We start from the raw sequence: 12,299 nt of genomic DNA on the forward strand, positions 1-12,299 counted from the left end.
AACAAGCGATTGCTTGGCAACAACCAAGCGTTTGCTCGCTATAGTGGTCTAGAGCACAGCTGAAGTCAAAGCGCGTCCGACATGATGGGTGTTGTTCGTTCTCAGAGGTCAGCGCGATTGATCGTGCGACAGCGCGACAAGCTGCGCCTCGATGCGATCAAGCTGGTCGGCGATCCGGTATTCCGTGATTGCCACGGCCGGCGCCGGAGCCGCGTCGGGTGTGGCCGCACCCTCGACGAAGACCAAAAACAGGGTGTCGGTGATCGACTGCGCATCGGCGGCGAGGCTCTCGCGGTGGTAGCGCACCGACCACCACACGCTCTCGCGCAGCACGCGGGCGAACTCGGCGGGCTCGAGTTCGGCGCGCAGTTCTCCGGTTGCGCTCCCGGTCTGCGCGGTGTCCGACCAGAACGTATGCGCGCGGTGGACGGCCTCGGCGATCTCAGCGGGAGCGTCCGGACCGTGGAGCGACCGCTCATTTTGGTAAATCTCTGTGGCGTAGGGGTGCTTTTCCGCGACGAGGATGGACTCGTGGATCAGCGCGCGAAGGCGCGCCCGCAGGCCGTCCACATGTGGGAGGACCGACTCGTAGCGGGCATTGAGGTCGGTGAGAAAGTCGCCGAGGACCGCCGCCGCGATCGCGTCTTTGGAGGGAAAGTGGTGGTAAAGGCTGCCCGAGAGCATGCCGACCTCCAGGGCAATGTCTCGGACACTAGTTCCAGCTATACCGTGCTCAGCAAACAGCCGAGCGGCCACTCGCATGATCTGATCTCGACGGCTCTCCATTGGCCCATGGTTGCCTATTCGGTGGTGCGTTGTCGATTGAGGGGACCGAACCACACAGTGCCTCGACTCGAGGGCCTGTTCCAGAATCCCACAATGTCCGAGGTTCGGATATGGCGGCCGACTACCCCCGCGCCATATCCACGAACCTGGACAGGTGAAGCTGGTGTGCCACAGTGATTGTCGCGGTCGGGCCGTTACGGTGCTTGCCTAGAATCAGGTCGGCCTCGCCGCCGCGGGGATCGTCACGCTCGATCGCGTCGGGACGGTGCAGCAGGATGACCATGTCGGCGTCCTGCTCCAACGAGCCGGACTCACGGAGATCGGACACCATCGGCTTCTTGTCGGTTCGCTGTTCCGGGCCACGGTTGAGCTGACACACCGCAACAACGGGACACTCGAGTTCCTTGGCCAACAGCTTGAGCTGACGGGAGAAGTCCGAGACTTCCTGCTGTCTCGACTCGACCTTCTTTCCGGAAGACATCAGCTGAAGGTAGTCCACCACAATGAGTTTCAGGCCGTTGCGCTGCTTGAGACGACGCGCTTTGGCACGAATCTCCATCATTGTGAGGTTCGGTGAGTCGTCGACGAACAACGGCGCTTCACTGATCTCGCTCATACGACGCGCTAGACGAGTCCAGTCTTCGTCGGTCATCTTTCCGGAGCGCATGTCACCGAGCTTGATACCCGCCTCAGCCGAAAGCAGACGCATCACAATCTCGGTGCGGCTCATTTCCAGCGAAAAAATGACACTTGGCATGCCGTGCTTGATGGAGCACGAACGCATGAAATCCATCGAAATTGTGGAGTTGTGCGTCGGGATCATCGACTCACTGGCCAGGTAGAGGTGATCGGCATTGTCGACCTCGACGCAACGCACTGGAACGGAGTCGACCTTGCGGACGTCGACGATGAAGCGAGATCCGGAGCGTACAGACGAGCTCGCTGTGCGACGCTCCTTGTGCAGTATCTGCTTTCGATGCAAACCGAATACCACGTCATCGGTCGCGAAGGTCAAGACATAGGCCGTCGACGACCCCTCGCTACGCCCCTTTACTCGTTTCGTCGACATCTGCACGCGATAGCCGAGGCTGGCGACGAGTTCGCGAACACCCTGGACAAGACGCTCACTGGTCACGCAGAACTGAGCCGACCCGCCAGTGGTCACCGTTCCATCGGTATCGAGCAGGCCCGCGAGGAGTGCTCGACGTTGACTTTCGGAGCCACGCAGGTACTCGCTCGGGATGTGCTTGTCGCCGAGTACACCAACAGTCCGCAGGTAGAGATCAGCCTTCGTCACCTCTAAGCCTTCGCCCTCGATACGAGTGATGATCTCGGGATCAGCGCTCGTGATTTGAGCGCACGCAGAGGTACCGTCGCCGAGCCACGCGCCCAACGTGTAAGGCGGCACCATCAGTTTGCGCTCGGGGAGCTGCAAGGCCTCGGCATTGACCACCGAGTGGTTGATGCGAGCGTCTTTGGTGTTGCAGCGAACCGTCCGCGCAATCTCTTCGGTCGTGCGTACTTCAGCAAAAGTGCGCTGATTGCGAGTGCGGTTGTATCCGACTGCAGCGGCCTGGGCGGACTTCCGCGACGCGCGAGTATCTGTCAGCCACTGGTGCTGCGCGTCCGCAACGATCACTGTGCCGTCGGAGAACTCGAGCTCGAAGCACGGGCGGTCGACCATGACGTCGGTGGTTGCAACAACGCGGGTGGGCCTGCCGTGGGCATCGATCAATTGGTCACCCACCATCACTTCACCCATGGTGGTCCAGCCATCGGGCGTAGGCAGGGGAGTATCGAGCGCCAATGCCTTTCCCACGCCAGGACGTGCGGCGACAATAATCATCTGACCTGGGTGAAGGCCGTTGGTGATTTCGTCGAGTTCCGCGAATCCGGTGGGGACACCGAGCGAAATTCCTCCGCGGCTGGCGATCGAGTCGATCTCGTCCATGGTCGGCTGGAGGAGCTCTTCGAGGGGGATGAAGTCCTCCGAAGTGCGACGCTCGGTGACCTCGTAGACCTCGGCCTGTGCACGGTCGACCACCTCGGCCACATCCTGGCCGTCGGCGCCGGCGTAGCCGAACTGAACGATGCGTGTGCCGGCCTGCACGAGCCGCCGCAGAATCGACTTCTCCGCGACGATCTCCGCGTAGTAGCCGGCATTGGCGGCCGTCGGCACGGTCTGCGTGAGCGTGATCAGGTACGGCGGGCCGCCGATCCGCTTCAGTTCGCCGCGTCTGTCCAGTTCGGCCGAGACGGTAACGGGGTCGGCGGGCTCACCCCGGCTGTACAGGTCGAGAACTGCGTCGTAGATGTTCTGGTGAGCCGGACGGTAGAAGTCGCCGGGACGAAGCACCTCGAGGACGTCAGCAATGGCGTCCTTGCTCAGCAGCATGCCGCCCAGTACCGACTGCTCTGCCGCCATGTCCTGTGGCGGCTGCCGACCGAAGTCCTCGCCTGGGGCCTCTCGTGGTGCCTCGGAGGAGTAATTCGATTGACCTCGATCATCTACAACAGCCACCGAATTCGACCGTCCTTCCTGTCGGAAATCACCATCGTCGTTTCAGCCCGGCGACGTACTGCAATAAGACGTACTGCAACAAGTTGTACCCCTCGACTACGACACCCCCGGGTACCGAGCGCCGTCTCCACCGAACACACCCATCTGTGCGGTGGAGAGACGCTCGAGGGACGTTAGGTGTTCTCGTCGTCAGTCACAACACGGCCTGTGGATGAATCTGTGGAGTAATTGTGGATAGTTCCTACGAACCGTGTTGACCACCTGGGGATAACCTGGGTATAACTTTTCCAATTTTGGCCAAATCGCCAGCTCAAAGCATGTATATAAAGTTTCTTTCCTGTGTATGGATTAATTCGCGGCGTGTCGTCCGAGTTGACAACTCGGGCGTGTTGAGTAAACAGCAGATGAATTTAGTAGTGAATTAGATCACAGTGTCTGGGAACACTCACAAAAGCGGGTAATAGGATTGGTCTGCGGCAGATTTACCGATTTCACACACGGATCCGGGCCGGGACTTCTATCGACTCGACTCTCCGAAGCGACGATCTCGGTCTCGACATTCGGCAAGATCCGCCGATTCGACGCCAGGGGTCGTCAGATTCCGACCGTCGTGCTGCCCGCCCAGTCGGGACCTCACGACACCAACCCGGCCACGGTGGTGAACCGGCCACGTCCGGCGGCACAACGGCTCATGCGCGACCCCAGCGCTTCCGCTTCCAACGCTCCGCTACTGCAGACCGTCGAGACAAGAAAGGCCCCACGAACATAGAGTTCGTGGGGCCTTTCTCAGCCGATATGGCCGAAAGCTACAAATCAGCTTCCGACGACGTCCAGCTTGAACTTTGCGGTCACATCGGGGTGCAGGTTGACGACGATGTCGTGGCCACCCGTGCTCTTGATGTGAGCCTTCGGCAAATCGATGCTGCGCTTGTCGACGATGGGGCCGCCCGCTGCCTTGAGAGCAGAAGCGACGTCCGCAGCCGTAACCGAGCCGAACAGCTTGCCCGAATCGCCTGCAGTCTTCACTGCCAGCTTCACGGACTCGAGTCCTTCGATTGCCTGCTTGAGCTCGTTGGCGTGCTCGAGGCCGCGGACGGCACGAGCTTCCTGAGCGCGGCGAATGCCCTCCACCTGCTTCTCAGCTCCGCGAGTGGCCTGGATGGCCAACTTGCGGGGCAGCAGGAAGTTGCGGCCGTATCCGTCCTTGACCTCGACGGTGTCACCCGGCGTACCGAGGTTGTCAACATCAGCGGTGAGGATCAGCTTCATGAGTGATCTCCCTTTCTATCGTGCCGTCGCGGCGTAAGGAAGCAATGCAACCTCACGCGAATTCTTCACGGCAACGGCCACGTCGCGCTGATGCTGGACGCAGTTGCCGGTGACTCGACGCGCGCGGATCTTGCCGCGGTCGCTGACGTACTTACGCAGCAGCGTCGTGTCCTTGTAATCGATCGACGCGTCCTTTTCCTTGCAGAAGGAACACGCTTTCTTCTTGAGCACCTTGTCGCGCAATGGCGGTTTTGGCATGGTCTTTCTCCGTTACATCTGGGTGTTCTCGATCTTTCAAGGATCTAGAACGGGGGTTCGTCGTCTCCGCCGCGAGCTCCACCGAACGAACCCGACGCCTGAGGCGCACTGCCCCAAGGGTCGTCTCCGCCGCTGGGTGCCGAGTTGGCGTTGGACGACGGGCGTCCGCCGCCTGATCCACCTGAGGAACCGGAGCCGCCGCCGAAGCCGCCGCCTGCTCCACCACCACCGCGATTGGCCTTGTTGACCTTGGCGGTGGCGTAGCGCAGGGATGGGCCGATCTCATCGACCTCGAGCTCTACGACAGTCCGCTTTTCGCCCTCACGCGTTTCATATGAACGCTGCCTGAGCCGTCCGGTCACGACTACTCGCGCACCGCGGGTCAAGCTCTCGGCCACATTCTCCGCAGCTTCACGCCAGATGTTGCAGCGCATGAAGAGTGCGTCTCCGTCTTTCCATTCGTTGGACTGACGATCGAACGTGCGGGGAGTGGACGCAACGGTGAAGTTGGCCACGGCCGCGCCGGCCGGGGTGAAACGAAGCTCTGGATCTGCCGTCAAGTTCCCGACGACGGTGATGACGGTCTCGCCTGCCATGGTTCCTCTTTCAGTAGAAAGTCATTGTTGATGCCAGCCTAGAGGCGAGCAACGACAATTACTTGCCCTGTCGCAGGACCTTCGTGCGCAGCACGGACTCGTTGAGTCCGAGCTGGCGGTCGAGTTCCTTGACAGTCGCAGGCTCGGCGTTGATGTTCACAACGGCGTAGATGCCCTCGGCGTGCTTCAGGATCTCGTAGGCCAGACGACGCTTGCCCCAGACATCGACCTTGTCGACGGTGCCGCCGTCCTTGCGAACGACGTTGAGGAACGTATCGAGAGACGGAGCAACAGTGCGCTCGTCAAGGTTGGGGTCGAGAATGACCATCAATTCGTAATGACGCATAAGACCTCATCACCTCCTGTGGACTAGTGAAAACGGCCACGGACTATCCGTGGCAGGAGGGTCGTTGCGTCAGCAACCCTTGGAGGGTACACGGCTATACCCTGACCTGCGAAATCAAACGACGGTGCCAGAGCACACTCGGCGGCAACATAGGCTTGTCTTCATGCGATCAGGGCAACGCACGTCGATGGCGACCATGATCGCCGTGGTGTCCCTCTGTGCCGTGACCCTGACTCTCGGCTACTTCAACAAGGCCCGCTGCGCCGTCGCTCCGTTCCTCGACAACGGTCGCAGTACCGCCTTCGACACGGTCAAGGACAGCTGGGTCTGCTATTCCGATATCCAATTCTTGTGGCTCGGACGCGATATCGACAATCACGTCTTTCCCTACCTCAGCGGTGCCATCACGCCCAACGGAATTCTCACCGGCGGAACCGTCGAATATCCTGTATTGAGTGGTCTGTTGATGTGGCTCGGTGCGATCCCATCACATACCGATGCAGAATTTCTGCTCTATTCGAGTGCGCTGCTTGCACCGTTCGGCCTGTTGACAGCGTGGATGCTCGGGCGTCTGGCGGGCAAGCCTGCGCTGTTGTGGTCGGTGGGTCCTCCGCTGGTGCTGTACGCATTCCACAACTGGGAACTACCGGTGGTGGCAACGGCCGTCGGCGCCGTATTCGTCATGGCCCTCCGAATTTCGTTGCGCACCAGAGGGATACTGGCCGCAATTCTGCTCGCGATCGGATTCTGCCTCAAGCTGTATCCGGGTGCATTCGTGTTGCCACTACTGCTCTATGTCGCCTACGGCGGGAACGGCGGTCGCGAACGACCCCACACGGTTCGAGGTCGGTTCGATATTCAGGGCGCGCTCGGCGTTGCATTGGCAGCGATCGGAACCGTCGTCGCAATCAACCTTCCCTTTGCCGTACTGGGCTACGAGGGTTGGCGGGCCTCGTTCGCCTTCCAAACTCTCCGCCAAGCCGATATCACCACCAACTCCATTTGGTATTGGGGAGTGCGTCACCTCTACATCGCCGATTCGATGACGCCGGAGGATTATCTGCGCGCCGAAGCGTCGTTCCAGGACACCGTCGATGTGTTGTCACCGCTGCTTGTTTTCATGGCATTCGGGTTGGCACTGTGGCTCGGCCTGCGGAGGATGAAAGTCGAACACACCTACCCCTGGATCGCTGTCAGTGGCTCGATGCTGTGCGGATTCCTACTCCTGCACAAGGTGCACTCACCGCAGTACACCCTGTGGCTTGTTCCGTTCTTCGTTCTTCTCCGCGTGCCATGGGCCCTGGTCGGTGCGTACTTGGTGGCAGACCTGTCGATGGGCATCGGGGTGTTCAAGTACTTCGGAGCACTGGCCGAGGGTTCGGATAGCACTACCGAGAAATTTTTCGTCGAGGTGGGCGTATGGGGACGTGCAGTGTTGCTCGTCGTCTTCTTCTTGGTCTTCCTCCGTGTCGGGCTACGAAACCCCGGGCTGACACAGCCGGCGGACGCCGACGACCTCGGCGGTGGATCCGACACGGGGACGTCGAGGGCCGACACGCGGAGCAACGCGCCGACCCAGTAACAAACCGACCCCTTGTTCCGACTAGTCGGTAGGCAGCCGAAGTAGTTGTCGTGAGCGGAGGCGGAGCATGACGCAAGGCTCAGGGGGATCGATACCGACCGAAGGCAATGTTCGACGCAGGATCGGTTTGGTCGAGGATCACGAGTCGGTTGCGCTGGGCCTTCGATCCATTCTCGCCGACCAATCGGATCTGGATCTGATAGCTGTCGCTGCCACTGTCGACGAACTTCTGGCGTCGGGTCGAACGCTGGACCTCGTCGTCCTCGATCTTCGGCTCGGTGATGGGTCTTCACCGCGGTCGAATGTCGAGAAGTTGCACGCCGCAGGTGCTCAGGTCCTGGTCTACACCGGTGCGGAAAATCCATTTCTCGTTCGGTCCGCCGCGAGGGCAGGAGTTCTCGGCGTAGTCCGCAAGTCCGAGCCGGCCGCAGCCATCGTCTCGGCTATCCGCCGCGCCGCCGCGGGAGGCCAGGTCGTCACCACCGATTGGGCTGCGGCTATCGACGGCGACCCGCAACTGCCCGATGTCGGCTTGAGTCCACGTCAGCGCGAAGTACTGGCGTTGTATGCGTCGGGAGAGAAGGCCGGACGCGTCGCGCGTCTGGCAGGGCTCTCGGAGCAGACCGTCAACGACTACCTGGTTCGGATCAGAAACAAATATGCCCAGGCGGGGCGCCCCGCGCCGACCAAAACCGACCTCTACAAGCGAGCTGTCGAAGACGGATGGCTTCCGATGCCGGAAGTTCCGCCGGTGAGTTGAGGACCTACGGAGTCAATTACCCAGGTCGTCAAGGATTCAATGCCCCTAGTTTTGAGGGCAGACAACCCGCCCGCCACCTGTGAAACTCGAGTCAACGGTTTGTAAAGGCCACAACCGCACCAGTACGGGGAGAACGCCATGTCAACAGGTTTCGATGCCACAGCTATCTGCTTGTCCGGGCTTTCGGCACCGATCGCCGAGCGTCCTTCACGCCCACAGTTCAGCCTCGCATCGCCGGTCCAAGATCGTCCCGTCGCCGGAATGGCGGGCTCGTTCCTGCCTAAACCGATCTTGACTGGACGCGAGATCCAGGTGCTGACCGGCTGGATACGCTGCGACTCCAAAACTGATGTGGCCAAGTCACTGTTTCTGTCGTTGGGCACCGTCAACACTCACCTGACGCGCATTCGGGCGAAATACGCGGCCGTGGGCCGCCCGGCCTCGACCAAAGCATCACTGGTGGCACGGGCGCTACAGGACGGAATGATCGATATCGCGGAGCTGTAGGTACTCCGGCGCCGACCGACGTATTGATTGTGTACAGATTTCGCTGCGCCCCTTCTCAGATGCCGGGTTGCGCGCGCAGTATCGACGAGGGCGGTCGGGCGCTCGGCATGGGGAGAACGTCTCTGGTGCTGGATTTCTTACTGCAGGAGGTACACGTTGTCGAGTTCGCCACGTCCACCCACGATTGCGCGGGACATCGGAGCGAAGTCTGCACGCTATTCGGTGTCGACGAGCGAACTCGATGGGTACCTGTATCGCAGACCCGCCCTCAGCGCCCGCGAAGTCGAAGTCATGCTCGCTTGGTTCTCATCGGATTCGAAAGCCGACGCCGCATCCGCGGTCCGCATTTCTGTCGGCACCGTCAACACGCATCTCACTCGCATTCGTCACAAGTACGCGGTAGTGGGTAGGCCTGCACCGACGAAGGCCGCCCTGTTCGCTCGCGCGTTACAGGACGGCCACACCAAGCTCAACCATTGGTGACGCAGGGATTTCGTCTACGAGTTACACCTTGAGTTCAGTGTCCTCACCTTGTTCGACCAGCTTCTTGTTCCGCCTGATACTGCTGATCAGTGCAGCGCCGATGAACAGAATGCCGACGAAGCCGGTGATCAGCTCGCTGATATGCACCCCGATCGACACGAGCAGAATGATCGCCAGTGCGCCGATGGCCCAGTGCGCACCGTGCTCGAGGTACACGTAATCGGACAACGTGCCCTTGCGGACCAGGAACACAGTGATGGATCGAACGAACATCGCACCGATGAATCCGAGGCCGAGCGCGATGATGATCGGATCTGCGGTGATTGCGAAAGCGCCGATGACACCGTCGAACGAGAACGACGCGTCGAGGACCTCGAGGTAGAGGAACAGGAAGAACCCTGCCTTGCCGGTCGCTTTGGCCAGCTCGCTCGGACCGCCCGATGCCCCTTCACCCTCTTCGTCGGTATTGAACAACTCGCCGAGGCCGTTGACGGCGATGTAGGTGATCATGCCGAGCACGCCGGCGACCATGACCGTAGAAATCTTGTCGTCGTCAGCGAGGAACTCTGCGCTGAGCACCAGCAGTAGACCTGCCACTACGACCGAAAGCTGGTCGAGCTTGCCGATCCTCGCCAGCGGCTTCTCGAGCCAGCTCAGCCAGGTGATCTCGCGGTCTTCGAAGACGAATCCGAGAAACAGCATCAGCAGGAACATTCCACCGAACGCAGCAATCTGAGGGTGCGCGTCGGTGAGGAGAGTCTCGTAGCTGGGACTGCCGTCGGGGAAATATGCGCCATCGTTTTCCGGCGGATTGAGTGCAAGTTGAATCGCTGCGACGGGTCCGAGACCGGATGCGGCCCAGACGATGACGAGCGGAAAGAGCAACCGCATACCGAATACGGCGATGACGATTCCGATTGTCAAGAATATCTTCTGCCAGAATTCGCTCATCCGGCGGAGAACGGTCGCGTTGATGACCGCGTTGTCGAACGACAACGACACTTCGAGCACGCCGAGAATCAAGACGAGAATCGCAGCCTCGAGGCCGCCGTAGAGGAAGGCGACTATCACCGAAACAATCGTGACTCCGATGGACCATCCGAATATCCGTAGAACCACTGTCGGTGGCCTTTCTCTTCCAGAGCAATAACGAAAAATAGGGGAGAACCCCGATACATCATGAATGATGAGACGGGATTTTCCCCTATTTCAAGTGCGAAGAATGAACTAGACGTTCACGCCGAAGTCACGAGCGATTCCGGCGAGGCCGGAGGCGTAGCCCTGGCCCACGGCACGGAACTTCCACTCGGCACCGTTGCGGTAGAGCTCACCGAAAACCATGGCGGTCTCGGTGGAGGCGTCCTCGCTGAGGTCGTAGCGAGCGAGTTCGGAGTTGTCGGCCTGGTTCAGTACGCGAATGAACGCGTTGCGCACCTGACCGAACGACTGCGAACGCGCGTCGGCGTCGTAGATCGAGACGGGGAAGGTGATCGTTTCGATCTCCGGCGGGACAGCGGCAAGATCGACCTTGATCTGCTCGTCGTCGCCCTCGCCCTCACCTGTGGTGTTGTCGCCGGTGTGCTCGATCGAGCCGTCGGGGGACTTGAGGTTGTTGAAGAACACGAAGTGTCCGTCGCTCAGTGCCTTCTTCGTCGAGTTCAGCGCTATGGCGCTGGCGTCGAGGTCGAAGTCCGTTCCGGTCGTCGTTCGAATGTCCCAACCGAGTCCGACCGTGACCGCGGTCAGGTTCGGAGCTGCCTTGGTGAGTGAAACATTGCCGCCCTTGCTGAGACTGACGCCCATGTCTGTCCTTTCGTGTGGATTCCGCTACTTACTTTCCACCGTAGTGGTCATCTGTCCGATTTGTGAGGAGCTCGCGGTCACACCGCGGGCCTGATCCTGTTTGTCACAGTTGCACTACGGCAACGTGCACACCACGGTGGGAAGTTCCCGTCAGTACTATCGAGCGGGTGACAAGTCGCTGGCCTGGGGCCTTCCGCCGCGGAGGTGGATCGGAGTCTGCTGCGCGCGCAGCACAGGAGAGCGCCGTCGCTGCCTTCCTCGACATGGACAAACGACAGTCGATCGCATCCACGGGTGTCGATGCAATCCGGGCATTGACTCCCGAACGCGACATCACGTCGTTATGGCACGAGACCGAGAAGAAGTGTTTCGAAGCCGGCGCTGCCTACTTGGCAGCGGTGGATCAGTTCGACGGCATCACCACTCCGGCAGCACAGAACGCATTCGACGCCGCGGCGCGTGCGCTGGGCGAGGCATGCCACGCTGTCGACGAGTTCTACCAAGCGCACCGAATCGACATCGAACAAGCACGTTCCACGCTCGCCGCTACCCCGCGCCTGGCTCAGGATGCCAAGGCCCTTGCCGAGAAGGCCCAGTTGGCCGTCGCGGCCGCCGATGACAGCTTCACCGACTACCCGTCGATACGAGCGGCATGGCAGACGCTCGACGCCAGCGTTGCCGCCCTCGACGGCGCCACCGCGTCGAACGACGCTCTGGGCGTCCGAAATGCCGCCGCCGCAGTTCGTGACGCCGCAGCAGCGCTGGAGGCTGCAGTCGAAGCAGCTCCGGCTCGGGCCAAGGAAGCACGCTCGGCTCTCTCGTCGGTCCGCACCCGCCTCGAGGCTGTCCGCACGCGCTTCGAACGACTCGCACCTGCCTTCTCGACGTTGCTCCGCGAGTTCAATGTCGCCAGCTCGGCCGACCTCTCGGCCAACGAGCACATGAGCGCCCGATACATCGAGCAGGCCTCGGAAGACCTCGCCGCCGCGCGGGCGGCCGCCGACGCCGGGAACCCCGAACAGGCTCTCGACTACATCGCGCAGGCTCGCGCGCGCCTTGCCGACGCCGAGGCTCTCGTCGACGCCGTCACCGATCGGGTCGAACTGCTGCGTGCGGTGAAGGCGAACCCACGGGAGAAGGAACGGGCGGTACGTTTCACGTTACGAGACGCACAACAGTTGGCTGTGAACCGTGGTCTGGTTGCCGAGTGGGGATCGGTGTTGGATGCTCAGCTGGCTCGAATCGAGAGAGCGAGCACTGCGTTGTCCGGCACTCACCCCGATTACTGGTCCTATCTGCAAGATCTGAATACCATTTCCGGCTTCATCTCCGGGGTTGTCGACAGGATGCGAGGCTCGGCTCGCTGATCGCCGAACTCCACAATTCAT

General features: G+C 60.9%; 13 protein-coding genes. 5 read left to right on the plus strand and 8 right to left on the minus strand.

The features are described 5' to 3' along the window. Positions 1–108: 108 nt before the first annotated feature. The 6 genes from BJD99_RS05910 to rpsF all read right to left on the minus strand — a co-directional run bounded on the left by BJD99_RS05910 (position 109) and on the right by rpsF (position 5,776). Entirely contained in the window at positions 109–786 is a 678-nt protein-coding gene (locus BJD99_RS05910) for a TetR/AcrR family transcriptional regulator (RefSeq protein ID WP_084345818.1), read from the minus strand. A gap of 121 nt (positions 787–907) precedes the next feature. Further along, positions 908–3,307, minus strand: coding sequence for a replicative DNA helicase (gene dnaB / locus BJD99_RS05915; RefSeq protein ID WP_084345819.1), 2,400 nt, complete (start codon positions 3,305–3,307; stop codon positions 908–910). Positions 3,308–4,120: 813 nt separating this feature from the next. Further along, complete coding sequence (gene rplI / locus BJD99_RS05925) at positions 4,121–4,576, minus strand: 50S ribosomal protein L9 (protein WP_084345821.1); 456 nt, start codon at positions 4,574–4,576, stop codon at positions 4,121–4,123. A gap of 15 nt (positions 4,577–4,591) precedes the next feature. After that, a complete protein-coding gene (rpsR, locus tag BJD99_RS05930; protein WP_084345822.1) occupies positions 4,592–4,834 on the minus strand; it encodes a 30S ribosomal protein S18 in 243 nt (80 codons plus the stop codon). A 44-nt stretch (positions 4,835–4,878) separates the two neighbouring features. After that, positions 4,879–5,430 carry a single-stranded DNA-binding protein gene (locus tag BJD99_RS05935; protein WP_084345823.1) on the minus strand — a complete coding sequence of 184 codons (552 nt, stop codon included), beginning with the start codon at positions 5,428–5,430 and terminating at the stop codon, positions 4,879–4,881. A gap of 58 nt (positions 5,431–5,488) precedes the next feature. Continuing rightward, positions 5,489–5,776, minus strand: a complete 288-nt coding sequence (gene rpsF / locus BJD99_RS05940) for a 30S ribosomal protein S6 (protein ID WP_084345824.1) — start codon at positions 5,774–5,776, stop codon at positions 5,489–5,491. 163 nt (positions 5,777–5,939) lie between these two features. Between rpsF and BJD99_RS05945 the strand changes: the two genes are divergently transcribed. The 4 genes from BJD99_RS05945 (at position 5,940) to BJD99_RS05960 (ending at position 9,108) form a co-directional block, all read left to right on the plus strand. Further along, positions 5,940–7,358: a glycosyltransferase family 87 protein gene (locus BJD99_RS05945; RefSeq protein ID WP_179142198.1), complete on the plus strand. Its 1,419-nt coding sequence runs from the start codon at positions 5,940–5,942 to the stop codon at positions 7,356–7,358. 67 nt (positions 7,359–7,425) lie between these two features. Beyond that, entirely contained in the window at positions 7,426–8,118 is a 693-nt protein-coding gene (locus tag BJD99_RS05950) for a response regulator (RefSeq protein ID WP_084345825.1), read from the plus strand. 138 nt (positions 8,119–8,256) lie between these two features. Then, a complete protein-coding gene (locus tag BJD99_RS05955) occupies positions 8,257–8,625 on the plus strand; it encodes a response regulator transcription factor (RefSeq protein ID WP_084345826.1) in 369 nt (122 codons plus the stop codon). 222 nt (positions 8,626–8,847) lie between these two features. Next, positions 8,848–9,108, plus strand: coding sequence for a LuxR C-terminal-related transcriptional regulator (locus BJD99_RS05960; protein ID WP_256895520.1), 261 nt, complete (start codon positions 8,848–8,850; stop codon positions 9,106–9,108). 21 nt (positions 9,109–9,129) lie between these two features. Here BJD99_RS05960 and BJD99_RS05965 read toward each other — a convergent pair whose 3' ends face one another. Together BJD99_RS05965 and BJD99_RS05970 are read right to left on the minus strand one after the other, a co-directional pair. Beyond that, positions 9,130–10,227 carry a DUF475 domain-containing protein gene (locus tag BJD99_RS05965; RefSeq protein WP_084345827.1) on the minus strand — a complete coding sequence of 366 codons (1,098 nt, stop codon included), beginning with the start codon at positions 10,225–10,227 and terminating at the stop codon, positions 9,130–9,132. Between the two features lie 108 nt (positions 10,228–10,335). Continuing rightward, positions 10,336–10,911, minus strand: a complete 576-nt coding sequence (locus BJD99_RS05970; RefSeq protein WP_084345828.1) for a TerD family protein — start codon at positions 10,909–10,911, stop codon at positions 10,336–10,338. A 263-nt stretch (positions 10,912–11,174) separates the two neighbouring features. Here BJD99_RS05970 and BJD99_RS05975 point away from each other — a divergent pair, with 263 nt between their 5' ends. Beyond that, positions 11,175–12,278 carry a hypothetical protein gene (locus BJD99_RS05975; RefSeq protein WP_084345952.1) on the plus strand — a complete coding sequence of 368 codons (1,104 nt, stop codon included), beginning with the start codon at positions 11,175–11,177 and terminating at the stop codon, positions 12,276–12,278. The last annotated feature ends 21 nt before the right edge of the window (positions 12,279–12,299 follow it).

The sequence above is a fragment of the Rhodococcus sp. 1163 genome, from assembly GCF_002091985.1.
Taxonomy (GTDB): domain Bacteria; phylum Actinomycetota; class Actinomycetes; order Mycobacteriales; family Mycobacteriaceae; genus Rhodococcoides.

Coding starts and splice junctions, on each gene's coding strand:
- BJD99_RS05910 (WP_084345818.1), bottom strand. CDS start 786: ATGGAGAGCCGTCGAGATCAGATCATGCGAGTGGCCGCTCGGCTGTTT.
- rplI (WP_084345821.1), bottom strand. CDS start 4,576: ATGAAGCTGATCCTCACCGCTGATGTTGACAACCTCGGTACGCCGGGT.
- rpsR (WP_084345822.1), bottom strand. CDS start 4,834: ATGCCAAAACCGCCATTGCGCGACAAGGTGCTCAAGAAGAAAGCGTGT.
- BJD99_RS05935 (WP_084345823.1), bottom strand. CDS start 5,430: ATGGCAGGCGAGACCGTCATCACCGTCGTCGGGAACTTGACGGCAGAT.
- rpsF (WP_084345824.1), bottom strand. CDS start 5,776: ATGCGTCATTACGAATTGATGGTCATTCTCGACCCCAACCTTGACGAG.
- BJD99_RS05945 (WP_179142198.1), top strand. CDS start 5,940: ATGCGATCAGGGCAACGCACGTCGATGGCGACCATGATCGCCGTGGTG.
- BJD99_RS05950 (WP_084345825.1), top strand. CDS start 7,426: ATGACGCAAGGCTCAGGGGGATCGATACCGACCGAAGGCAATGTTCGA.
- BJD99_RS05955 (WP_084345826.1), top strand. CDS start 8,257: ATGTCAACAGGTTTCGATGCCACAGCTATCTGCTTGTCCGGGCTTTCG.
- BJD99_RS05970 (WP_084345828.1), bottom strand. CDS start 10,911: ATGGGCGTCAGTCTCAGCAAGGGCGGCAATGTTTCACTCACCAAGGCA.
- BJD99_RS05975 (WP_084345952.1), top strand. CDS start 11,175: ATGGACAAACGACAGTCGATCGCATCCACGGGTGTCGATGCAATCCGG.